Here is a 24,317-nt window from a genome sequence, read left to right as displayed (position 1 = left end):
AATGAAAGTTCTAAAATTTGGAGGCACTTCAGTTGCCAACGCAGAAAATATATCTTTAGTAAAAAACATAGTATCAAAATCTAAATCAGATAAAACTATCGTTGTTGTATCTGCATTAGGTGGGGTTACCGATCTTTTATTAAAAACAGCTAGCTTAGCTGCTACTCAAAATACCGAATACAAAATTGTTTTCAAACAAATTGAAGACAGACATATAAGCACCATTAAAGAATTAATACCAGTTGTTGCTCAGAGTAAAATTTTAAGCAAAGTTAAAAGTGAGCTCAATACTTTAGAGACATTATTAGAAGGTGCTTTTTTAATTGGTGAAATTACTCCTAGATTATCAGATAAAATAGTAAGTTTTGGCGAGCTACTTTCCTCTTTTATAATAAGCGAGTACTTTGTTTCACAACAAATGAAAGCAGCTCATAAAGACAGTAGAGAGCTTATAAAAACAAATGATACTTTTGGAAAAGCTGCAGTTAATTTTGAAATAACAAATGCTAATTGCAAATCATATTTCTCTGAGACTAAAGAAAGTGTTGTTGTTTTAGCTGGTTTTATCTCATCATCACTTGCTGGAAATTCTACAACTTTAGGCAGAGGTGGCTCAGATTATACTGCTGCAATAATTGCTAGTGCGATTGATGCTGAACTTTTAGAAATATGGACAGATGTTAGTGGTATGTATACTGCAAACCCACGTATTGTAAAACAGGCAATTGCAATTCCTCATATTTCTTATGAAGAAGCAATGGAGCTTTCGCATTTTGGCGCTAAAGTTTTATACCCGCCAACAATACAACCTGTACTAGCCAAAGGTATTTCTATAGTAATTAAAAACACTTTTGACGATGAAGATGAAGGTACTTTAATTACTAAAACAAAAAACGAACTAGGTAAAACAGTACGCGGTATTAGCCATGTAGAAAACATTGCACTTGTTTCATTAGAAGGACCTGGAATGGTGGGTATACCTGGTATTTCAAAACGTTTTTTTGAAGTACTTTCTCAAGCAAACATTAGCGTAGTATTAATAACTCAAGCATCATCTGAGCATTCTATCTGCGTAGGTATTTCTGATAATGACGCTAACAAAGCCATCGAAATTGTAAATGAAGCTTTCGAATACGAAATAAGTTTAGGTAAGATTAAATCTACCCAAGCTGAAAGAAACCTTGCAATTATCGCTTTGGTTGGTGATAACATGAAAAAACACCAAGGGTTAAGCGGTAAAATGTTCAGCACATTAGGTAAAAACAATGTAAATATTAGAGCAATTGCTCAAGGGGCTTCTGAGCGTAATATATCTGCTGTAATTAATAAAGAAGATGTAAAAAAAGCTTTAAACACATTACATGAAGAATTTTTTGAAGATAATACCAAACAACTAAACCTATTTGTAATGGGTGTTGGTAATGTTGGAAATAAATTTTTAGACCAGATTAAACAACAAAAGAAATATTTAAAAGAAAATTTGAAGCTTAATATTCGTGTTGTTGGTATTTCAAATTCACGAACTATGTTTTTTGATGAAGATGGTATTTCTTTAAAAAACTGGGAATCTTTATTAAAAGATGGAGAAAAAGCTGACAAAACTAAATTTTTTGAGAACGTACAAAACTTAAATTGTAGAAATAGTATTTTTGTAGATAACACCGCAAGTGCTGATGTTTCAGAAACTTATGCATCTTATTTAAAAAATAGTATCTCTGTTGTTACTTGTAATAAAATTGCTTGTTCTTCTGAATTTGATAACTACAAAAATTTAAAAGATTTAGCTCGCAAATACAATGCACCTTTCTTGTTCGAAACAAATGTTGGTGCAGGCTTACCAATTATTGATACACTTAAAAACTTAATTGCATCAGGAGATAAAATATTGAATATTCAAGCTGTTTTATCTGGTAGTTTAAACTTTGTTTTCAATAATTTTAATGATACTACCACTTTTCATGATGTCGTAAAACAAGCACAAGAACAAGGGTACACTGAACCAGACCCAAAAATTGACTTAAGTGGTATTGATGTAATGAGAAAAATATTAATTCTTGCCAGAGAAAGTGGTAATAAAATTGATATAAATGAAATCGAGAACACTCCTTTTTTACCAAAAGAAAGTCTGGAGACTACAAATAATGATGATTTTTTCGCTTCTTTAGTTAAGCATGAAGAAAGTTTTCAAGATATGTACAAGAAAGCTGCTGAAAAAGATAGTAAGCTAAAATATGTTGCCAAATTTGAAGATGGAAAAGCAAGCGTAGGTTTACAAGAAATACCTAAAGGCCATGATTTTTACAATTTAGAAGGAAGTGATAATATAGTTCTTTTCTTTACTGAAAGATACCCTAATCAACCTTTAATTATAAAAGGAGCTGGTGCTGGTGCTGAAGTTACTGCTTCAGGTATTTTTGCTGATATTATTAGAATAGGAAACTTTTAATTTTAGGACTATGCAATCAAATGAAATTAGAGTTTTCTGCCCGGCAACTATAGCAAATGTTTCTTGTGGCTTTGATGTTTTAGGACTCGCATTAGATGCTGTTGGCGACGAAATGGTTGTTAAAAAAACTGTTGAAAAGGGTATAAAAATAACAAAACTTACTGGTCAAAATTTACCAATGGAAACATTGCAAAATGTAGCTGGCGTGGCCGGTTTAGCATTGCTTGCAGAAAGTGATTATGACGGTGGTTTTGAAATTGAAATTTATAAAAAAATAAAAGCTGGTAGCGGTATTGGTAGCAGTGCAGCAAGTTCTACCGGTGCTGTTTGGGCAATGAACGAATTAATTGGAAAGCCATTTACACCTTTACAATTGGTTAAATTTGCAATGGAAGGTGAACGCTTAGCTAGTGGTGTTGCCCACGCCGATAATGTGGCTCCTGCAATTTTCGGAGGTTTTACACTTGTTAGAAGTTATACCCCCTTAGATGTTGTAAAAATAAATACTCCGCCTGAATTATATGCTACAGTAATTCATCCTCAAATAGAAGTTAAAACATCTGATTCTAGACGAATTTTAAAAACAACTATTTCTTTAGAAGATGGTATAAAACAATGGGGAAATGTCGGAGGATTAATTGCCGGTTTATTTACTGAAGATTATGAGCTAATTGGTAGATCTTTAGAAGACCATATTGTAGAACCTATTCGATCAATATTGATTCCTGGTTTTGATAAAGTAAAAGAAAAAGCTTTAGAAACAGGAGCTCTAGGTTGTGGTATCTCTGGCTCTGGCCCATCTATATATGCACTAAGCAAGGGCGAGGCTATAGCCAATAATGTTGCTAAAGCAATGACTGATGTGTATGATAAAATTGGAATTGACTACGACATTCACGTCTCAAAAATAAATGCAAAAGGAATAAAAATTATTTAGTAAAAATAACGTTATGAACTTTTATAGTCTTAATAAAAAAGCTCCGATTACCAATTTTAAAAATGCGGTAATTAAAGGTATAGCTCCAGATAGAGGGTTATATTTTCCAGAATCAATTACTCCTTTACCTAAAGACTTCTTTGATACAATAGAAAATCTTTCAAATGAAGAAATTGCATATCAAGCCATTCATCAATTTGTTGGTGATGAAATTCCTGAGAAAGAATTAAAAGAAATTTTAGCAGAAGTACTTGACTTTGATTTTCCTGTAATTGATATATCTGATACTATTGCTACGTTAGAGCTCTTTCATGGCCCTACCCTAGCTTTTAAAGATGTTGGTGCTAGATTCATGGCACGCTGTTTAGGTTATTTTTCAAAAGAGAGTGATGATGAAATTACCGTTTTGGTTGCTACATCTGGTGATACTGGTGGCGCTGTTGCTAATGGTTTTTTAGGTGTTAAAGGTGTTAAAGTTGTTATCTTATACCCAAGTGGTAAAGTGAGTGATATTCAAGAAAAACAGCTAACTACACTTGGTCAAAATATTACAGCATTAGAGGTAGATGGTACGTTTGATGATTGCCAAACTATGGTAAAAACTGCATTTTTAGATTCAGAAATAACTAACAAAATGCAATTAACCTCTGCAAATTCAATTAATGTAGCTAGGTGGTTACCACAATTGTTCTATTACTTATTCGCATACAAACAAGTAAAGGTTGATGATATTGTTTTCTCTATCCCTAGTGGTAATTTTGGAAACATATGTGCTGGTATGATTGCTCAAAAATTAGGTATGCCTGTAAAGCATTTTATTGCTTCTACAAATGTAAATGATGTTGTACCTCGTTTTATGGAAACAAAAAGTTACGATCCTAAACCATCTACAGCAACAATATCGAATGCTATGGATGTTGGAGACCCAAGTAATTTTGTTCGTATTCGTCATATTTTTAATGATGATTTTACCAAGTTATCTGAAAGTTTATCGTCATATTCATTTAATGATGATGAAACTAAAAAAGCAATGATTGAGCTTTATAACGACTATAACTATGTAGCTGACCCACATGGAGCTGTTGGTTACTTAGGTCTTAAAAAATATCAAGAAACAAACCCTAACAACTATGGCATTTTCTTAGAAACAGCTCACCCTGTTAAATTTTTAGATATTGTTGAAGATACTATTAATGAAAACATTGAATTGCCTGATACCATTATCAAGCAAATGAAGAAGAAGAAAAAATCTATACATATTGCAACCTATGATGAACTAAAACAATTTTTAGTTCAAAGTAATCTATAAGATTATGTTGCACAAAATTAAAAAGGGTATCCAGTTTTCTGAATACCCTTTTTAATTTTAATTTTAATTTTACTTATTCATGATTAACATAAAAATCATAAACAACAACTTCTCCATAATTAGCTTCAAGTCCTGTATCACTACCTTCTTCTTCTGCGTTACTTTGAGTATAGTTACCTATTTTAAAATAAGACTCATCATAATATAAATCCATTAAAACAGGGTTACCGTTATCTTCTACTAAATAAGATGATGCATTTCCATCTTCATAACTACTTTTCAAATTACCATCTTCACTATAATAACAATAATGCTTATCATCAATCACTTCAAAAATAACTTCATGTATTGTTCCTAAAGAATAATTAGAGCTTATAGCTACATTACTCCTAAGTTTATTTCCATTAAAACTTAAAAACAAATCAGAACCTTCTAGCCTTAAAACCATGGCATCATCGATACCAGCTTCTTTATCTCCATGAATTTGTGTTGCTACTAAATGATTTTTATTAATTGGTAAATGCGTAATTGCCTGTTTTACGTAAATGACATGTTTACCGTTTGTTGTCCAATACATATCACTACCTCCATCTTCTGTTCTTTCCCTAAGTTCTGATCTTATATAACTTGAATTAGGTGTTGTACCATTATTACTTCGAATTGGAGCTTTAAAAACAATACCGCTTTCATCATCATTTACAAAAAAGTATTCATTATTAGGTTCTTCACATAGTGTTTTATCTTCTTCCCCATCAGGGTATGTAATTTTCCACTGATTACAATTACCCATCAAATCTGATGGTACTAATAATGATCCAGTTACATCATCAGAATTGGTATCATCTTCAGACTGCATCTCTTCTTCAGGCTCAACAACTTCTTCAGGAGTTGCAACCTCTTCTGATTCTTGCATTACATCTTCTGCCATATCTCCATTGTCTGAGCAATTTAAATTAGCAAATAAAAACAAGCTCATAAAAAAACATCTAATTACATTATTCTTAATCAACATCATAAAGCCTTAATATTAAAATTTTTTAAGTATTTCAATTCATAAATTGGTTAACCAATTACAAATTACGTAAAAATTAATCACATATATCAACAAAATCTTAAAATATAGAGCATTTTAATGTTAATAAATTGATTTTTTAAATAAAAAAGGATGTTTATATTTCTATAAACACCCTTTCTCTGACTAATTAACTCAATTTAATACTTGTCTTAATTATGATCAACGAAAAAGTCATAAACAACAACTTCTCCATAATTATTAGAATTTCCTGTAGCACTACCTTCTTCTTCTGCATTACTTTGCGTGTAGTTCCCTATTTTAAAATATGATTGGTCATAATCTATATCCATAAGTACACTATTGCTTCCATCTTTTACTAAATAAGAAGATGCGTTACCACTTAAGTACTTACTTTTTAAATCTCCACTCTCACTATAATAACAATAATGCTTACCATTTTTCACTTCAAAAATAACCTCATGTACAGTACCTAAACTATAGTTAGATTTTATAGTAACATCACTTCTTAATTTATTACCATTAAAACTTAAAAATAATTTAGAATCTTCTAATCTTAATACCATAGCATCATCAATTCCGGCAGACTTATCTCCATGAATTTGAGTCGCTACTAAATGACTTTTGTTTATAGGTAAATGAGTAATAGCTTGTTTTACATATACAACATGAGTTCCGTCTGTTGTCCAATAAATATCAGATCCACCGTCTTCAGTTCTTTCTCTTAATTCTGACCTTACATAATCTGAATTCGGAGTTGTACCATTATTACTTCGGATTGGCGCTTTAAATACTATTCCATTTTTAGCACTATTTACAAAGAAATACTCGTTGCTTGATTCTCCACAAAGTGTTTTATCTTCTTCACCATCTGGGTATGTAATTTTCCATTGATTACAGTTATCCATTAAATCAGATGGTTTTGAAGCAGTACCTGTCGGTGGATTTGTGGTACCACCACCTCCATTGCTATCTCCACTAAAAACCTGAACTTCGGCAAGTGATAAAGCATTAGTATTTTTTAATTTAATACGTACTCTTGAACCTGTTACACCACCTGTACTTATAGTCATAGATGGGTTTGGAGAATTTGTTACTGTAGTTTTATAAACTTGAGTACCCGCTTCATTATAAACAAAAACGTCAAAGTTTTTTAATCTTTCAGTACAACAACTATCTGTTCTATCCCAAATAACTATATCGCCTATAGTGTAATTTGCTCCTAAACGAACTTGCCACCAAGGTGAAGATGAGCTTTGCGTGTGCGTTACACTTTTTTGACTCCAAGCTCCAGAGGTATTACCATCAATAGCCAAACCTGCAAGACCTAATGAAGAAGAATAATTTGAAGATTGCTCTGCTGTTTTACCTAAAGCCAAGTTTTCACTATCTGTTGATCCATTATCGTTTACATCAACAGGTGTAATTTTAATCCAGTTAATATTCCAACCACCACCTGTAGCTAATATTTTTAAAACGCTAGTACCTGCTGTTAAATTTACTGTTTTTGAGGTAGTTATCCAACTTTGATATCCGCCTGTTGCTGGTTTGTTTACATTAGATAATTTTGTATTACCTTGATAAAAATCAAATTTAGATGCATTCGTTTTTGAAGCTACTCTAAATTCGAACTTATAGCTTCCAGAAGCTGGCACCGTAAGGTTGTACTCTAAATAATCTCCTGTTCCAATCCATCCTACATTACTACCACCTCCACTATCAGAAGTGCTTTCTGTTTTTATTCCATTCATATTATCATAATTCTCTGCCTGAATGGTTTGTGCATTAGTAGCAGAGATTGTAACCTTAGTTGCTTGCAGTAAATCATCTTCTTGCGAAAGATCATTTGGAGCACAATTGCAAACTAGCGCTAAAATTGGTACTGTTAAAAGCTTTAAAAAAGCTTTAGAATTAATGGTGTTTGTGTGTGTGTTTTTCATAATACAAAAAATTAGTGTTAAAATTGGTTATCCAAATTGGATTACCAATTATAACTTCGATTAATTCAAATTCCTAATATTTTAGCATTTAATCGATGAAATAACCACTTTCAACTTATTTTTTTGAGAAATTCACAAAACAAACAATAAAATAAAGTTCTTATTATGAAAAAATATTAGATCACACGAATAGAAATATTCTAACTTATTTTCAATAATTTTGAATCATTAAATACTATTAGAATGAAAAATACCGCTTTAACGGAAATACATGAAAAATTAGGTGCTAAATTGGTTCCTTTTGCTGGTTACAATATGCCTGTTTCTTATGAAGGCGTTAATTTAGAACACGAGACTGTTAGAAACAGTGTTGGTGTTTTTGATGTATCGCATATGGGAGAGTTTTTAATTAGCGGACCTAATGCTTTAAGCTTAATACAAAAAGTAAGCTCTAACGATGCTTCTAAATTATCTATAGGTAAAGCTCAATATAGTTGTTTGCCAAATGAAACCGGTGGTATTGTTGATGATTTAATCATATATCAAATAAAAGAAGAGCAATTTTTATTAGTTGTTAATGCTTCTAATATTGATAAAGATTGGGCACATATATCTAAATACAATGAAGAATTTAAAGCTGATATGAAAAATATTTCTGAGGGCTATTCTTTATTGGCCATTCAGGGACCAAAAGCTGTTGAAGCTATGCAATCATTAACTTCAGTAGATTTAGCTGCAATTAGCTTTTATACTTTTGAAGTTGCTGATTTTGCAGGTATCGATAACGTTATTATCTCAGCTACAGGATATACAGGTTCTGGGGGTTTCGAAATTTATTGTAAAAATGATGAAGTTGAACAAGTATGGAATAAAATTTTTGAAGCAGGTGATGCTTTTGGAATTAAACCTATAGGTTTAGCTGCAAGAGACACATTGAGATTAGAAATGGGCTACTGTTTATACGGAAACGATATTAACGATACTACTTCCCCACTTGAAGCTGGCTTAGGTTGGGTTACTAAATTTAGTAAAGATTTTGTAAACAGTGAAAACTTAGCAAAACAAAAAGAAGAAGGTATTAAAAGAAAGCTCATAGCTTTCGAATTAGATGAACGAGGTATTCCAAGGCACGATTATGAAATTGTAAATGCTGATGGAAATGTAATTGGTATTGTAACTTCTGGTACCATGTCACCATCAATGGGTAAAGGAATTGGCTTAGGTTATGTTCCTAAAGATTTTTCGACACTAGGCAGTAAAATCTACATACAAATTAGAAAAAAAGCAATACCTGCTACTGTAGTAAAGCTTCCATTTTATAAAAAATAATGATCGCATATCAAGAAATTTTAAATCAAATAAATAATGAAGCTAAGGAGACTAAGGATAAAGGTTCTGTTGCTAAATACATACCTGAGCTTTCTAAAATTAGTGATAAAAAATTTGGAATACATTTAATTGATGCTCAAAAAAATGAGTATACCGTTGGTGATTCTCTTGAGTTATTTTCAATACAAAGTATCTCTAAAGTTTTAAGTTTAAGTTTGGCTTTAGGCTTAATAGGCGATACTATTTGGCAACGTGTTGACGTAGAGCCATCTGGTGATCCATTCAATCATTTATCTCTTTTAGAGTTAGAAAACGGTATCCCTAGAAATCCATTAATAAATGCAGGAGCTATTGTTGTTGCTGATATTTTAATTTCTAATCTTAAAAACCCAAAAGAAGATTTTTTGGCATATGTTAGAAAAATTTCTGGTGATGACTCTATAAATTTTGATTTAAAAGTAGCAGCTTCTGAAAAAGAAACAGGTTTTAATAACTATGCCGCTGCCAATCTTTTAAAGGCTTATGGAAATTTAAAAAATAACGTCGAAGATGTTCTTGATTTTTATTTTCATCAGTGTTCATTACAAATGAATTGTAAACAACTTACAAGTGTATTTTACATTTTTATGAACAGAGGCAAATGTTTACAGAATAAAACATATTTAAATACAGGCCAAGTTAAACGTTTAAACGCCCTTATGCTAACTTGTGGTTTTTATGATGAAGCAGGTGAATTTGCTTTTGAAGTAGGCTTACCTGGCAAAAGTGGTGTTGGTGGTGGCATTGTTGCTCTTTTACCAAATACATTATGTGTTGCAACATGGTCTCCCGGGCTTAACAAAAAAGGAAACTCAAAACTTGGCATGGAAGCTTTAGAAAAATTAACTACAGCAACTGGGCAATCAATTTTTTAATATTTGGACAAAAAAAAAATTCTAATACTTGGAGCCAGTGGTTTTATAGGTAATGCTATTTATAAAGAGTTATGTAACTACTTTAACACTTATGGCACCTACAATGCTGCTAGGCGGTCTTTTGAAAAAAACAAGCAATTTTTTAAGTACAATTTAGAAGAAGATGATATTTATGATATTCTTGAAAAAGTGGAACCTGATTTTGTGGTATCTGCTTTGCGAGGTAGTTTTCCCGCTCAAATTATAGCACACCAACATATTGTAGAATATGTTTTAAAAAGAAAATGTAAAATATACTTTATATCTTCTGCAAATGTATTTGATGCATATAGCAAATATCCATCTTATGAATATGATAAAACATTATCTAATAGTATTTATGGTAGGCTTAAAATAAAAATAGAGAACATGTTACTTAGAATTCCAAAAGATAAAATGGCTATTTTAAGAGTTCCTATGGTTTTTGGTAATGGATCACCTCGAGTAAAGGCAATGAAAGTAGGCATTTCTAATAACGAACCTGTAGAAATATTTCCTAATTTAGTAATGAATGTTACCCATGACAGCAAATTAACACAGCAAATTCATTATTTAATCAGTAAAAACAAAAGTGGAATATACCATTTAGGTAGTAGTGATTTAGTACATCATGATGAGTTTGTAGAGGAGGTTTTAAAAAGAGTGGGCACTTTTACGCCTCTGTTTAAAAGAGTTTACACTACTAATGAAGAGCGTTATTTAGCGGTATTGCCTAAAGAAAATAAGCTTCCTAAAAACTACCAAACCACCTACGAAGAAATTATTGAAGACCACGTAATAGGTTAAAATTTATTTAATTGCCTATCTTGTCTTTTTAGTAAAAAAATATTGTATGAAAATTGAAATGGAAAAGTTAAACATAGTTGAAATAGAAAAAAGATTAGAACAATTTGATGGTTGGGAATTTGTAGATGGAGCCATTGAAACATCTTTTGAGTTTAAAAATTTTAAAGAAGCTTTTTCAGTAATGACACGTATTGCTTTTGAATGTGAAGCGCAAGGGCATCACCCAGATTGGTCTAATACTTATAACTCTTTGCAAATCAGATTAAACACGCATGATGCAGAAGGAGTTACGGAAAAAGATTTTAAACTAGCTAAAGCTATTGAAGAAATTATAGATACTGAATAAACGAACTTTATTTCGCGCTTGTTCAAGTATTAAAATATATTAAATTTGTAACACTAATTTTATAATAATATTTAGAAATGGGAAGAGCTTTTGAATTTAGAAAGGCACGTAAAATGAAAAGATGGTCCGCAATGTCTAAAGCGTTTACGCGTATTGGAAAAGATATTGTAATGGCTGTAAAAGATGGTGGTCCTGATCCAGATTCAAACTCGAGGTTAAGAGCCGTTATCCAAAATGCCAAGGCTATTAACATGCCTAAGGATAATGTAGAACGTGCTATTAAAAGAGCTAGTGATAAAAGTTTAGGCGATTTTAAAGAAGTACTTTTTGAAGGATACGCCCCTCACGGAATTGCAATTTTAGTTGAAACTGCAACCGATAACAACACTAGAACAGTAGCTAACGTGCGTAGTTATTTTAACAAATGTAATGGCAGCTTAGGTACTTCTGGCTCTGTTGAATTTATGTTCGACCATACGTGTAACTTTAGAATACCTGCTGAAGGTATTGACCCTGAAGAGTTAGAACTAGAAATGATAGATTTTGGTGCTGAAGAAGTTTTTGCTGATGAAGACGGTATTTTAATATATGCACCTTTTGAAAGTTTTGGAGCTATTCAGAAAGAATTAGAATCGAGAGAATTAGAAATTTTATCTTCTGGTTTTGAACGTATACCGCAAGTAACTAAAGAAATTAATGAAGAGCAAGCTACTGACGTTGAAAAACTTCTAGAAAAATTAGAAGAAGATGATGACGTTCAGAATGTTTACCATTCTATGCAAGAATAAAAAAAGCCTGTTGTAAATTAATACAACAGGCTTTTTAAAAACTAACTATCAACAAAAAAAATATTATTTATTTGTGTAGAAGTATAATGATGATGCTGCTGACAAAGTATTATTTATAGATGGTGTAATATTACCACCTGCATCAGCATTTGAAAATCCTAATACTCTACCGCCACCATTTGCTGCTTCAGCAATAAATACTGTTTCAGAATCTGCATCATATTCAGCCGATATAGGATTCCCCAAAGCTGTATTACTTCCAGAAACTCTTACTTGATTATTAGCAACTGCCATAACCTCACCGTTATTTACTGAATTAAATTTTGAATCAAAATCTGAAATAATATGAAATCCACCATCACTATCAGAAGCTGCATCACCAATATCAGTTAAAATCATCGTTCCATTATCGTAAGCTAAACCATGTGTTCTAACAATACCTTCTATCGCAATTCTTTTTGATGCACTAACTGTAGCATCTGTAGTATTTGTTGTTGTAAAGCTTGTAAAAACTGCTAACTCATTGGTTTTATCTACAACTGCAAATAAATCATCACCAACAAATTCAATACCCCATAGTGCGAAATCTGTAGTAATTATGTTTCTTAACGTTAAAGAACCATTACTTTTTGTATAAACAAAAAGACGACCATCTGGTGTATCAACATTTCCATCTACATCAGTATTATCAGATACTACAACAAAATCATCTTTAACAGCAATATCTCTAGGACTCTGAACATCAGAAGAACTAGAAATAGAAGCAGTAACTACTGCACTAGCTAAATAAGTTGAAATACCTCCGTAAACATTTAATTGATTTGATGATCTCGATGCCTGAATAATTTCATCAGAGTCTGCATCATAATAAATACCTTCTGCAGCTGTTGATGCTGTTGTAAGTGTTTTAACATCACCACTAACCATATCATAAATGGTTACATTACCATCACTATTATTAGAAGCATAAAGCTGTGTGCTTTCAATAATTTGCACACCGTTATCATCATCGTCATTATCACAAGATACTAGACTTAATGAACCAAAAGCTAAAGCGAAACTGAATTTTAATATTGTACTTTTCATTTTTAAATTATTTTATTGTTTTTCTTACCTACGGAAAAAACAATAAGAGGGTTTTAAAAAAAATGAAAAAAATAAATAAATTTTTATTTCAGCTAATTGAAGTTGTAACTGTTTTTTGGAGATTTACCAATTGCTCCTTTAAAAAATGACTTATACATCTCAAAATCAGCTTCTTTATTATCAGTTGTAAATTTAGGATCTGAGATTTTTATTTGCTTATGACCAAAATCAAACGTAACCATAACTACAGGTACATTTGCTGATTTTGCTATATAATAAAAACCTGTTTTCAATTTTGTTACTTTTTTCCGTGTTCCTTCTGGAGATAATGCTAATCTAAATTTTTTCTTTGTATTAAATATATTGGTTATAGCAGCTACAGTATCACTATTCTTGTTTCTTACAATTGGTGCCCCACCAACCCAACGCAAATACCAACCTAAAGGACCTTTAAATAAGCTATCTTTTGCAATAAAATTTATTTCCTCTTCCCAAACTCTTCTAATTAAAATTCCTAAAAAAAAATCAGCATAGCTCGTGTGTGGTATAACGACAAGTACACATTTATCAACTTTCGGAAAATCTCCTATTAATTTCCAACCCATGATTTTAAAATAAATAAATTTAGCTATTGAGTTGAGCATCTGTAATTTAGTTTATTTGTAAATTTTATTTAATATGAATACAAGTTTTTTTGAAACTCTTCAATAAAAAGAGAAACATGATAACCGTCCATTAATGCATGATTTACACTTATTGCCACTGTCATTTCCAATACTCCGTTTGTATCAACAGTTTTGCTAAATGCTAATTTAGGTACAGATTCTTTTACACCACTTAAAGGCTCTTTATGACCTGTAAAATTCGTCCATGGCATTGCAGAACAGTAAATACAGTCTATTGAATTTTCAGAAGGAAAAAGACTATTAGATTTCATAATCCTATCTTTCTCCTTTTCTACATTTTTTACAAACTCAAAAATATCGTCTGTATACTTTATAAAAGAAAAACCAAAGGTATGATCTGGTCTAATAATTGTTGCTGAGGCATGAATTGTTTCATAAACAGCCACTTTATCTTCAATTATTCTGTATCTAAAATTCTCAACAGTATTTATCGCTTTTACACAAGCATGTAGGTAAACAGCAAAAAAAGAAACTTTATTTTCTTTTGAAAATTTCTTTGTTTTTGTAACATCAACTTTTGATGCTACGGAAAAGTAAGGATCTATAAAAGTATTAAAAAAGTGAAAATGTTCTTTCCTATTCCAAGAGTCGATATCTAAAAAATCCATTTTCTATAAAAAATTTAAAAGGTCTTTTAAACCATTAATCGTTTTATATTCTTTTCCTTTTGCATCATTATCATCAACCATTTCATGTTCCCATGTAGTATGAAAAGGAATATGTATTGCTTTAGCCCCTATATTAACCAGTGGTAAAACGTCTGATTTCAGAGAGTTTCCTATCATTAAAAATTCATTCACATCAATTTCTAAATGTTCTAATAAATTTTTATAATTACTTTCTTTTTTATCACTTAAAACTTCAACATGATGGAAATATTCAGCCAAATTAGATTGTTCAATTTTTCGTTCCTGATCTAATAAATCTCCTTTTGTTAAAACAATAAGTCTGTACTTTTTTGACAATTCTTTTAACACCATTTCTACATCGTCTAAAAGCTCTACAGGTCTAGATATCATTTCTTTACCAATGTTTAAAATAGCAGTAATTTTTTCTGAAGAAATTTCATTATTTGATAAATCTAATGCGCATTCTACCATCGATAAAACGAAACCTTTAACACCATACCCATAAAGGCTTAAGTTTTTTATTTCCATTTTAAAAAGTTCTTGATCTATCTTATTTTTAGTCTCATACCCCTCTAATAATGTTGCAAATTCTTCTTCAGCATCTCTAAAATAAGTTTCATTTATCCAAAGTGTATCATCAGCATCAAAACCAATTACTTTTATTTTTTGAGAATCTATTTCCATACTTTTTTTGCTTTTTCTAAGTCTTCAGGTGTATCTATTCCTATTCCTGAAACATCTGTTTCTACCATTTTTAATTTCTTTCCGTATTCTAAATACCGGATTGCTTCAATTTTTTCTGTTGCCTCTAATTGCAACATTGGTAACCTTTGAAAATCTAATAATGCACGTTTTCTAAAAGCATAAATACCTTTATGTCTATAATAAATAGTATCCACATCTTTATCTCTTGGATATGGGATTGGTGACCTAGAAAAATATAGCGCTACATTGTTTGTATCTACAATTACCTTTACAGCATTAGGGTTGCTAATTTCCTCTATGTCAGTAATTTTAAACATTAAAGATGCTAGGTCTATTTCTTCTTTAGGGTCGTTATCAAAAACACTTAAAACATTCGCTAGACTTTCTTTATCTATAAAAGGTTCATCACCTTGAACATTTACAATAATATCAACATCCATATCTTCTATAGCCTCTGCAATACGATCACTACCACATTCATGTTCTTTTTTACTCATAATTGCTTTACCACCAGCAGCTACAACTACATCAAAAATAATGTCGCTATCTGTTACTACATAAACATCATCAAACAATTGAGTTTGCACTGTAGCCTGGTAAGTTCTTATAATAACTGGCTGACCACCTAAATCTTGCATCAATTTAGCTGGAAAACGAGATGCCGCATAACGTGCGGGTATCATGGCAATTCTTTTCATTAAATATAAATATGGAGTTAAATTTTGTTTTTTCTAGGTCTCAATTTTCTGTAAATCCAGAAAATAATAGATAAAATAATGATAACTAAAACAATTGCTATCATTGGAGCAAATATTGATGCCGTTGTAACAACTATCGCTGTACCAGTTTCTACTGTAGATACTATCGGGTTTGCCAACCCACCTGTTGTTGCTGTTGATGCTAACCTACTTGTAGCCGAAGCTCCTTTAATTGCAGTTGCTGTACCCCCTCCTGCTATAATTGCTAATGACCAAGTTACAACTGGGTCTAAATTTGCAACTGTAGATACCATTACTGCTGTACCAGCAATTGCTGCCAATGGTACGGCAAAACTATCTAAAACATTATCTACCCAAGGTATAAAATAAGCAAAGATTTCTACTAAAGTGGCTACTCCTAAAGCTACTACTGCAGCTAAACTTCCAATCCATTGCCAACTGCCGTTCAACTCCCACAAATTAAAGTAAGATGCTAAACTAAGTGCGAATAAAGGTAAAAAAACACGAAAGCCTACTGATGCTGAAAGTCCGATTCCTAAAAAAATACTTAATATGGTTTCTGTTGTCATTAGTATGATTTAAAAAACTAAAATAACCTATTCTGAATCAACAAAAAAATCGTTTTTAAATCCTATTAAATAAAGCTTACTTTTTGCTCTAGTAATAGCAGTATACAACCACCTCATATTTTCTTTATCTAAACCGTTTGGCATATAAGGTTGTTCTACGAAAACAGTATCCCATTGCCCACCTTGTGATTTATGACATGTAATAGCATAAGAGAATTTTACTTGTAAAGCGTTAAAAAATTTATTGTTTTTTACAGCCAAAAACTTTTTATATTTTGATGTTTCATCTTCATAATCTTTCATAACCTCTTGATACAATCTATTACTATCCTCATAAGGTAATGAAGGTGCTTCTGCCGAAATAGTATCTAAAAGTAAAACCGTTTCAAAAGGTTCTTGATTAGGGTAATCGACCATTTTAACTCTTACTTCAGCAAATTTGAAACTATAAATTTCTTTAATTGAATAAATTTCTAAAACTTCAATAATATCACCATTTGCAATAAAACCAGACTCTGAACTAGGTTTAAGCCAAAAATAATTATTCTTAACTACCATCATATAATCACCTACTGCAATTTCGTGCTCTAGATAAAGAATTCGTTTTCTAATATTCTCATTATATAAATTAGCTCTTTTATTTGATCTAACAATAAATGCTGTTTCTTCTTTCCCGTTTACACTGTAAGAATCTTCAATCGCTTCTAAAATCTCATTGCCTTCTATTAGCCTAACAATATCTTTAAAAGGATTTACATCAAATTTAAAATCATCATAAAACTCGCTCTGCAATTGCTCTCTTAAATTTGTTGCATTGTATAAAATACCTGAATCTTCTGCTTGCCTTACTACTTCGTTCAACTCTAAATTAGTAACCTCTTTGTTATAATTTAAAGACAATTTATTAGCATCTAAAGCCGGACTCAAATCTAAATGTACAGGTGGCAACTGTGCTGTGTCACCAATTAAAATTAATTTACAACCATGACCAGAATACACATACTGTATTAAATCATCTAATAAAGATCCATTTTCAAATAACTTAGAATCTGCAGGAGTATCAGGTATCATAGAAGCTTCATCAACAATAAAAATTGTATTTCTATGCTTATTAGGTGATAAAACAAATTGTATACCTCCTCCACTCTGCTTCTTAGGAAAATATATTTTTCTATGTATTGTGAATGATTGAGTTTTTGAATAGTTAGACATTACTTTGGCAGCCCTACCTGTTGGCGCCATCAAAACAGTTTTCATAGTTGTATGCCATAAATTGGCTACAATTGTACCAATAATGGTTGTTTTTCCTGTTCCAGCAAAACCATTTAATAAAAAAATTTGATCTTTATCTTTTGATAAAATAAATTCTGCAAGCTGTTCTAATGCTTGACTCTGCTTAATAGTAGGGTCATGTGGGAATTTTTCTTTTAATGTAATAAAAAATGATGCAGAACTAATAGGTTTCATATAAGCTCAAAGATAATGATGATTTTTAAGCACAAATACTTTTGTGATTAAAAAAAAATTGTAGATTTGTCATAATCTCATAATTAAATAACATAAAAAAAAATGAAAATCGTTTTACAAATTGTACTTTGGATTGCATGTCTTGGGTTTGGGTATTTGATTTATCAATCAGTAAACGCTCCTCTTGAGTTTGCAAATGTTAAGGAAGAACGTTTCCAAAAAGTAATTAACAGCTTGAAAGACATTAGGAATTCTCAAGAAGCTTATAAGGCATCTAACAAAAGATATGCTAAAGACTTTAAAACTCTTATAAATTTTGTTGAAAACGGAAATTTCACATTAACACAACAAAGAGATACATCTTACTTAGAGTTTAATAAAGATTTTGGTATCGATATGTTAACTGAAAAAAAGATAATAGATACCTTAGGATTAGTTTCTGTTAAAGATTCTTTATTCAAAAAAGACAATCGTTATAAAACAATGATGAATGTACCAACTGCAGCAAGCGGAGAAAAGTTTACTATGACTGCTGGTACTATTGATAAAAGTGGATTTAAAGCCTCTGTTTTTGAAGCTAAAGTTCCTAAAGATGTTGTTCTTTACGATCAACCAAAAGATTTAATTGCTAGAGAAAAGACTCAAGTAAATGTAGAAGAAGTTAATGGTCCAGACATTAGAGTTGGTTCAATGGAAGAGGTAAGTACCAATGGTAACTGGCCACCGATATATGACAAAAAAGCAAGAAATTAAAAATATAAATAACTCCGATATGAGTTATAAGAAATTGTCCATTCAGATTAGTTTGAATGGACTTTCTTTTTGTGTTTTAGATTCTATAGGAAATAAGATTCTAAAGCAAGAAACTATATATTTCCCTGAAGAATTAAATCCTTATCAAATTCTTAAAAAGCTAAAAGAGCTTTTTGAAAAACATGATATCAATAAAAATAAATTCTCAGACGTTACTGTAATTCACAGAAATTCTTTATTTAGTATTGTACCGAAAGCTTTATTCGACGAAAAAGAGTTAGTCAATTATTTAAAATTCAATGCTAAAATATTAGCAAATGACCATGTGGTTTATGACGATATTTCGGCATACGACATGGTAAATGTTTATGTACCCTTCGTTAATATAAACAATTATATTTTTGAACTTTTTGGAGAGTTTGAATATAAGCACAACGGAACAGTACTTATTCAAAGTCTATTAAATACCACTAATAACGAAAAAGAACCTATTTGCTATGTAAATGTTCTTAGCAATCAAATTGACATCGTTATTATTAAAAATAAAAAACTAGTACTCTTTAATAGTTTTGATTTTTACTCGAAAGAAGATTTTATCTACTACATTCTTTTTGTAATTGAACAATTAACGTTAAATCCAGAAACAGTTAAAGTAAAATTATTCGGAGCCATAGAAGAAGGTGATGAACTTTTTAGCATATGCCATACTTATATTAGAAATGTGGCTGTCTATATTCCTTCAAATTTAAAACACCATATCGATAGCGCAGATGCGTCGATCGATTTCACTACACTAAGCGCCTTATAATGAGAATTATTTCAGGAAAAAATAGAGGAAGAAGAATTACCGCTCCAAAAAAACTACCTGTAAGACCAACTACAGATATGGCTAAAGAAGCGTTATTTAATATTTTAAATAACGACTATTATTTTGAAGATCTTAAAATTTTAGACCTTTTTTCAGGTACAGGTAACATTGCATATGAATTTGGATCAAGAGGTTGCAAATCCATCACTTGTGTTGATGCACATCAAGGCTGTGTAAAGTTTATTATCGATACTTCAAAAGAATTAGAACTTGACATTACGGCATTAAAAAGTGATGTTTTTTCTTATTTAGAAAAAGTTAGCATAAAATCAGATATAATTTTTGCTGACCCACCTTACGATTTACCTTTTGAAGATTTCAGTAAAATACCTGAATTTGTTTTTTCTAGAGAATTACTATTAGAAGAAGGTGTGTTAATTGTAGAACACTCTAAACATACTGATTTATCATCACTACCTAATTTCTCTAAAGAAAAAAAATACGGAGGAAGTGTATTTAGCTTTTTTGAAGCCTAAAAAACACTATTCAAATATTTTTTTGATGTATTTTATACCACATAATAATCTTTACCGTTTAATAACTTCAACCAAAACCACAAAATGAATAATTTAAGTTTTCCAATTAAATTCGTTTTTCAAATATCTACATTAGCTAATGACTTTACAGCTAAAGATTCTACAGGTAAAACTGTTGCGTATGTAAAGCAGAAACTTTTTAAGTTAAAGGAAGATATTTCAATCTTTGAAAACGAAAGTAAAGCAAAAGTAAATTTTAAAATTAAAGCTGATAAATGGATCGATTTTTCTGCCGCTTATAGTTTCACAGATACTGAAGGTGTAGAATTAGGTAAAATTGCTCGTAAAGGCTGGACATCTATATGGAAAGCTCATTATGAGCTCATAGATCAACACCAAAAATTACAATACCATATTCGTGAAGAAAATGCATGGGTAAAAGTATTAGATAGTATGCTGGGCCAAATTCCTGTTTTGAGCATGTTTACAGGTTACTTATTTAACCCTTCTTATATAGTTACTAATTTAAAAGATGAAAAAATAGCTCGATTAAAAAAAGAAGCTTCTTTTTTTGGTAGAAAATTCGAAGTATCAAAATTAACAGATATTGATGTTGATGATGAGCAACGAATTGTTTTAGGTTTAATGATGATGATTCTTTTAGAAAGAAGAAGAGGATAATAAACTTATAAAAAATGCAGGTCATAAGCCGGATTCTGTAAGGTTCGAAAACCATCCTTATCATTTATCTCGGCTTTTAGTTACCTAAAAGCTCTAACCGCCTACCCTCCAACACGAGCGTGCCGCTCTTAACGCTGGTTTACATGACGTTTCACCGTATAGAGTTTACCTGGTTTCACTACAGCTTAACCTGTACATTCTTTCTGCTGCACTTGTCCTACCTTAAACAAGTTTAAGGTGACGGGCGTTACCCGCTATACTGCACTATGGTGTCCGGACTTTCCTCGTTCTGCCTAAACAAACCGCGATAAGGTGACCTGCGTGACAAAGGTAATTTAATTGTTGATAAATAAACATCTTATATTCCTTAATTTAGCTTTATTATAACTTGCTATTTTTATATTTGTAATAAGGCATTAGATATAATCACATATATCTTTAAAAAAGCAAAAAGCATTGGAACCTTTTGTAGTATCAGCACGTAAATACAGACCTCAAACGTTTAAAGATGTTGTTGGTCAGCAGGCAATAACAAATACGTTATTAAATGCTATTGAGAACAACCATTTAGCACAAGCATTATTATTTTGTGGACCTAGAGGCGTTGGTAAAACGACGTGTGCTCGTATTTTGGCAAAAAAAATTAATGAAAATGCTGCCGAAACGCCTAATGAGAATGAAGATTATGCATTTAATATTTTTGAATTAGATGCTGCTTCTAACAACTCTGTTGATGACATAAGAAACTTAACAGATCAAGTTAGAATACCACCACAAGTAGGCAAGTACAAAGTTTATATTATTGATGAGGTGCACATGCTCTCAACAGCCGCTTTTAATGCTTTCTTAAAAACATTAGAAGAACCACCTAAGCATGCTATTTTTATTTTAGCAACTACCGAAAAACATAAAATTATACCAACCATATTATCACGTTGTCAAATTTTTGATTTCAAACGTATTACCGTTAAAGATGCTGCTGAATATTTAAAATATATTGCAGAAAATCAAGAGATTGAGGCAGATGATGATGCGCTACATATTATCGCACAAAAAGCAGATGGAGCAATGCGTGACGCTTTATCCATTTTTGATAGAGTCGTAAGTTTTTCTGGTAAAAATTTAACTAGAAAAGCTGTTACTGAAAACTTAAACGTTTTAGATTATGATACGTATTTTGCCGCTACTGATTTAATTCTAGAGCATAATATACCTTCATTACTTATGCTTTTCAATGAAACTTTATCTAAAGGTTTTGATGGACACCACTTTATAAGCGGTTTAGCTTCTCATTTCAGAGATTTAATGGTATGCCACCATCAAGCAACTATTAATCTACTAGAAGTCGGGGATGAGGCAAAAAAACTATATTTTGAGCAATCTAAAAAAGCATCTAGCTCTTTTCTTATGAAGGGTATTGATATTGCTAATGATTGTGATTTAAAATATAAAACAAGCCGAAATCAAAGGCTATTGGTCGAACTTGCCTTAATGAAATTATCCTCTATCGATTTTGATGGAGAAAAAAAAAATCTGAGTCAATAGATTATATCATTCCTGCTTCTTATTTTAAAAGTGATGCATTTTTAAATGGAAAACCAATTGCTCCTAAAAAAGATAATACACTATTAAGCGCTGCAGAGATACCTAGCGCTATTGAAGAAACGCTAGACCATAACAATAATATTGCGCCAGAAGTAATAAACAAATCAGTAGATTACGATTTAAACACTGAAAACAACAGCAATAAACATGTTGTTAATGAAAAAGCTACTGAACCGATTTCAAAAAAAGAAACCTCTCGAATTGAAATAAAAACAAAAAGGGTTTCAGGTTTATCTCTATCAAGTTTAAAAGCTAAGAAAGAACATCACCTTAATAGAAAAGATGATACTATTGACGAAAGAACGCTACCTAGATCTCCTTTTACAGAAGAGGATATGCAAAAGCATTGGGCCGATTTTGTTGAAATTATAGACAAAGAAGGTCGCAAAATATTAGCTTCTAATTTACATTCTGACAAACCTAAGCTAAGGGACGCTAATACTATTTGGATAGAACTACCCAATGGTACCATGAAAAAAGAAATTGAAAGAGAGCAATTTGATTTAATGGAATACTTAAGGTTGAAGTTAGATAATCATTTTATATCTTTAAAAATAACTGTAAACGAAACTACATCTACAAAATTTGCTTTTACTCCCGAAGAAAAATACGAAAAGCTAAGAGAAAAAAATCCCGTTATTGACTTTTTAAGGCAAGAATTTGATTTAGATTTATAATACAAAATACACCAGAAGAGAAAACTAAAAAATTAGTATTCAAATGTTAGGATTAAAGTTACCAACAGACCCCAGATGGGTTAATATTGTAGAAAAAAATATTGATGAAATTCTTACTGATCACGCTTATTGTGAGCAGAAAGCAGCAGCAACTGCTATTTCATTAATTGTATCATTCCCAGAATACACCGAACTAGTGCAAGAAATGATAGCACTTGTTAGAGAAGAAATGGGGCATTTTAAAATGGTTCACGATCGCATACTTGAAAGAGGACAAACTTTAGGAAGAGATCGAAAAGATGAATATGTAAATGCGCTTTTAAAGTTTTTTCCGAAAGGAGGCAGTAGAACAACACAACTAGTTCATCGGCTTCTTTATGCTGGTTTAATTGAAGCTAGAAGCTGTGAACGATTCAGGCTTTTATCAGAAGAATTAGAAGATAAAGAACTTGCCGAATTTTACCATAAACTTATGGTAAGTGAAGCTGGCCATTATAGTATGTTTTTAAAATTCGCCAGACAGTATGGTGACCGTAATGATGTAAATCAAAAATGGGAAGACTTATTGGTTTTTGAGGCTGAAATCATGAAAGATCTAAGTAAAAACCAGAGTATTCACGGATAAACTATTTCTGTTTATCCGCATAATACAATGTTTTTATAATACCATCTGACAATCCTATTTTTGGAACATGAATCTTTTTTGCTCCACTCCATTTTGCGGCATAAAGAAAAATTCTTGTTGCAGGTATAATAACATCTGCCCTATCAGGATTTAACCCTAATTCAGATATACGCTCTTCATAAGTTAAGCTTTCTAAAAAACTATATTGTGCCTTTAACCATATTGATGACAAAGCTTCTCCTTCTTTTCTTCCTGAAATTTTGTGAAGTTTATTTATATTACCACCAGAACCTATTATAGATATATCGTGTACACTTTTTACATTTTCTTTAATCCAAGTTTCTAATTTTAACCACGTACTTTCACCTACCATATTATTAAGCAAACGAACTGTACCTAATTTAAAAGATTTAGAAACTTTTATTTTACCTTCTGTAAAAACTGTAAACTCAGTACTACCACCACCAACATCTATATATAAATAAGATTTATCTTTTTGCATCAATTGTTTTAAATCAGTTGATGCTATAATTGCAGCTTCTCTTTTTCCGTCTATCAGTTCTATTTGAATATGTGCTTCGTCTTTAACTCTCTGAATAATCTCTAAACCATTATTAGCTTCTCGCATTGCCGATGTAGCGCAAGCCATATAGTTTTCTACCCCAGCAACATCCATTAAAAGCTTAAACGCTTTCATTGCATTCACAATTCTATCTGCATTGTGCTCAGATATTTCCCCAACGGTAAAAGAATCTTCTCCTAAACGTATTGGAACACGAACTAATGAGCTTTTTTTAAATAGCGTCGGTTTGTTCTTCTCTTCAATTATGTTGTGTGTTAACAGCCTTATAGCGTTTGAACCAATATCTATTGCTGCAAGTTTTTTAATTTTCAAAATGTAATT

At 31.3% G+C, this 24,317-nt stretch carries 23 protein-coding genes, 1 other RNA gene and 1 pseudogene; 14 read left to right on the top strand and 11 right to left on the bottom strand.

What is annotated here, in order from left to right; all coding sequences use genetic code 11:
- The first annotated feature begins 1 nt into the window (after position 1).
- Genes thrA through thrC form a run of 3 tightly spaced genes read left to right on the top strand, consistent with a single transcriptional unit; the run spans position 2 to position 4,692 of the window.
- The gene (gene thrA, locus H0I23_RS03555) at positions 2-2,446 is read left to right on the top strand and encodes a bifunctional aspartate kinase/homoserine dehydrogenase I (protein WP_216785092.1); all 2,445 of its coding nucleotides are present in this window, start codon (positions 2-4) and stop codon (positions 2,444-2,446) included.
- A gap of 10 nt (positions 2,447-2,456) precedes the next feature.
- Entirely contained in the window at positions 2,457-3,383 is a 927-nt protein-coding gene (locus H0I23_RS03550; RefSeq protein WP_216785091.1) for a homoserine kinase, read from the top strand.
- 13 nt (positions 3,384-3,396) lie between these two features.
- Positions 3,397-4,692, top strand: coding sequence for a threonine synthase (gene thrC / locus H0I23_RS03545; protein ID WP_216785090.1), 1,296 nt, complete (start codon positions 3,397-3,399; stop codon positions 4,690-4,692).
- Positions 4,693-4,765: 73 nt separating this feature from the next.
- Here the strand turns inward: thrC and H0I23_RS03540 are convergent, their stop codons facing one another.
- Positions 4,766-5,668 carry a polysaccharide lyase family 7 protein gene (locus H0I23_RS03540; protein ID WP_305853843.1) on the bottom strand — a complete coding sequence of 301 codons (903 nt, stop codon included), beginning with the start codon at positions 5,666-5,668 and terminating at the stop codon, positions 4,766-4,768.
- 248 nt (positions 5,669-5,916) lie between these two features.
- Entirely contained in the window at positions 5,917-7,665 is a 1,749-nt protein-coding gene (locus H0I23_RS16835; RefSeq protein ID WP_216785088.1) for a polysaccharide lyase family 7 protein, read from the bottom strand.
- A gap of 243 nt (positions 7,666-7,908) precedes the next feature.
- Here H0I23_RS16835 and gcvT point away from each other — a divergent pair, with 243 nt between their 5' ends.
- The 5 genes from gcvT to H0I23_RS03510 all read left to right on the top strand — a co-directional run bounded on the left by gcvT (position 7,909) and on the right by H0I23_RS03510 (position 11,867).
- The gene (gene gcvT / locus H0I23_RS03530; protein ID WP_216785087.1) at positions 7,909-8,994 is read left to right on the top strand and encodes a glycine cleavage system aminomethyltransferase GcvT; all 1,086 of its coding nucleotides are present in this window, start codon (positions 7,909-7,911) and stop codon (positions 8,992-8,994) included.
- Complete coding sequence (locus H0I23_RS03525) at positions 8,994-9,908, top strand: glutaminase (protein ID WP_216785086.1); 915 nt, start codon at positions 8,994-8,996, stop codon at positions 9,906-9,908. Before gcvT ends, H0I23_RS03525 begins: the two co-directional genes overlap by 1 nt.
- A 3-nt stretch (positions 9,909-9,911) precedes the next feature.
- Entirely contained in the window at positions 9,912-10,733 is an 822-nt protein-coding gene (locus H0I23_RS03520) for a sugar nucleotide-binding protein (RefSeq protein ID WP_216785085.1), read from the top strand.
- Between the two features lie 58 nt (positions 10,734-10,791).
- A complete protein-coding gene (locus H0I23_RS03515; protein ID WP_216786016.1) occupies positions 10,792-11,079 on the top strand; it encodes a 4a-hydroxytetrahydrobiopterin dehydratase in 288 nt (95 codons plus the stop codon).
- 77 nt (positions 11,080-11,156) lie between these two features.
- On the top strand, positions 11,157-11,867 hold the full coding sequence (locus H0I23_RS03510) for a YebC/PmpR family DNA-binding transcriptional regulator (protein WP_216785084.1): 711 nt from the start codon (positions 11,157-11,159) through the stop codon (positions 11,865-11,867).
- Between the two features lie 63 nt (positions 11,868-11,930).
- Here the strand turns inward: H0I23_RS03510 and H0I23_RS03505 are convergent, their stop codons facing one another.
- The 7 genes from H0I23_RS03505 to H0I23_RS03475 all read right to left on the bottom strand — a co-directional run bounded on the left by H0I23_RS03505 (position 11,931) and on the right by H0I23_RS03475 (position 17,728).
- Positions 11,931-12,953, bottom strand: coding sequence for a hypothetical protein (locus tag H0I23_RS03505; RefSeq protein WP_216785083.1), 1,023 nt, complete (start codon positions 12,951-12,953; stop codon positions 11,931-11,933).
- 92 nt (positions 12,954-13,045) lie between these two features.
- Complete coding sequence (locus H0I23_RS03500) at positions 13,046-13,558, bottom strand: 1-acyl-sn-glycerol-3-phosphate acyltransferase (protein WP_254073647.1); 513 nt, start codon at positions 13,556-13,558, stop codon at positions 13,046-13,048.
- 68 nt (positions 13,559-13,626) lie between these two features.
- Positions 13,627-14,247 (bottom strand): CatA-like O-acetyltransferase, encoded by a 621-nt coding sequence (locus H0I23_RS03495; RefSeq protein ID WP_216785081.1) that lies wholly within the window; start codon positions 14,245-14,247, stop codon positions 13,627-13,629.
- Positions 14,248-14,250: 3 nt separating this feature from the next.
- Entirely contained in the window at positions 14,251-14,952 is a 702-nt protein-coding gene (locus H0I23_RS03490; protein ID WP_216785080.1) for an HAD family hydrolase, read from the bottom strand.
- Complete coding sequence (kdsB, locus tag H0I23_RS03485) at positions 14,943-15,671, bottom strand: 3-deoxy-manno-octulosonate cytidylyltransferase (RefSeq protein ID WP_254073646.1); 729 nt, start codon at positions 15,669-15,671, stop codon at positions 14,943-14,945. Before kdsB ends, H0I23_RS03490 begins: the two co-directional genes overlap by 10 nt.
- A gap of 17 nt (positions 15,672-15,688) precedes the next feature.
- Positions 15,689-16,261 (bottom strand): DUF4126 domain-containing protein, encoded by a 573-nt coding sequence (locus H0I23_RS03480; protein WP_216785079.1) that lies wholly within the window; start codon positions 16,259-16,261, stop codon positions 15,689-15,691.
- Between the two features lie 27 nt (positions 16,262-16,288).
- Positions 16,289-17,728 (bottom strand): ATP-dependent RecD-like DNA helicase, encoded by a 1,440-nt coding sequence (locus tag H0I23_RS03475; RefSeq protein ID WP_216785078.1) that lies wholly within the window; start codon positions 17,726-17,728, stop codon positions 16,289-16,291.
- Positions 17,729-17,830: 102 nt separating this feature from the next.
- On the opposite strand from H0I23_RS03475, the gene H0I23_RS03470 reads away from it, so the two are divergent.
- The 4 genes from H0I23_RS03470 (at position 17,831) to H0I23_RS03455 (ending at position 20,506) form a co-directional block, all read left to right on the top strand.
- Positions 17,831-18,481, top strand: a complete 651-nt coding sequence (locus H0I23_RS03470) for a hypothetical protein (protein WP_216785077.1) — start codon at positions 17,831-17,833, stop codon at positions 18,479-18,481.
- Positions 18,482-18,500: 19 nt separating this feature from the next.
- Positions 18,501-19,289: a DUF3822 family protein gene (locus tag H0I23_RS03465; protein WP_254073645.1), complete on the top strand. Its 789-nt coding sequence runs from the start codon at positions 18,501-18,503 to the stop codon at positions 19,287-19,289.
- The gene (locus H0I23_RS03460; protein WP_216785075.1) at positions 19,289-19,825 is read left to right on the top strand and encodes an RsmD family RNA methyltransferase; all 537 of its coding nucleotides are present in this window, start codon (positions 19,289-19,291) and stop codon (positions 19,823-19,825) included. The genes H0I23_RS03465 and H0I23_RS03460 overlap by 1 nt, the downstream gene beginning before the upstream one ends.
- 84 nt (positions 19,826-19,909) lie before the next feature.
- Positions 19,910-20,506, top strand: a complete 597-nt coding sequence (locus H0I23_RS03455) for a hypothetical protein (RefSeq protein ID WP_216785074.1) — start codon at positions 19,910-19,912, stop codon at positions 20,504-20,506.
- Between the two features lie 9 nt (positions 20,507-20,515).
- Here H0I23_RS03455 and rnpB read toward each other — a convergent pair.
- Positions 20,516-20,830, bottom strand: an RNA gene (rnpB, locus tag H0I23_RS03450) — RNase P RNA component class A.
- A gap of 132 nt (positions 20,831-20,962) precedes the next feature.
- Between rnpB and H0I23_RS03445 the strand changes: the two are divergent.
- Together H0I23_RS03445 and H0I23_RS03440 are read left to right on the top strand one after the other, a co-directional pair.
- Positions 20,963-22,788, top strand: a pseudogene (locus tag H0I23_RS03445) (DNA polymerase III subunit gamma/tau).
- A gap of 43 nt (positions 22,789-22,831) precedes the next feature.
- Entirely contained in the window at positions 22,832-23,413 is a 582-nt protein-coding gene (locus tag H0I23_RS03440; protein ID WP_216785073.1) for a tRNA-(ms[2]io[6]A)-hydroxylase, read from the top strand.
- 1 nt (position 23,414) lies between these two features.
- Here H0I23_RS03440 and H0I23_RS03435 read toward each other — a convergent pair whose 3' ends face one another.
- Positions 23,415-24,308 carry a Ppx/GppA phosphatase family protein gene (locus tag H0I23_RS03435; RefSeq protein WP_216785072.1) on the bottom strand — a complete coding sequence of 298 codons (894 nt, stop codon included), beginning with the start codon at positions 24,306-24,308 and terminating at the stop codon, positions 23,415-23,417.
- Between the last annotated feature and the right edge of the window lie 9 nt (positions 24,309-24,317).

The sequence above is a fragment of the Cellulophaga sp. HaHaR_3_176 genome, from assembly GCF_019021925.1.
GTDB lineage: Bacteria > Bacteroidota > Bacteroidia > Flavobacteriales > Flavobacteriaceae > Cellulophaga.
This window is presented reverse-complemented; position numbering and strand designations above follow the sequence as displayed.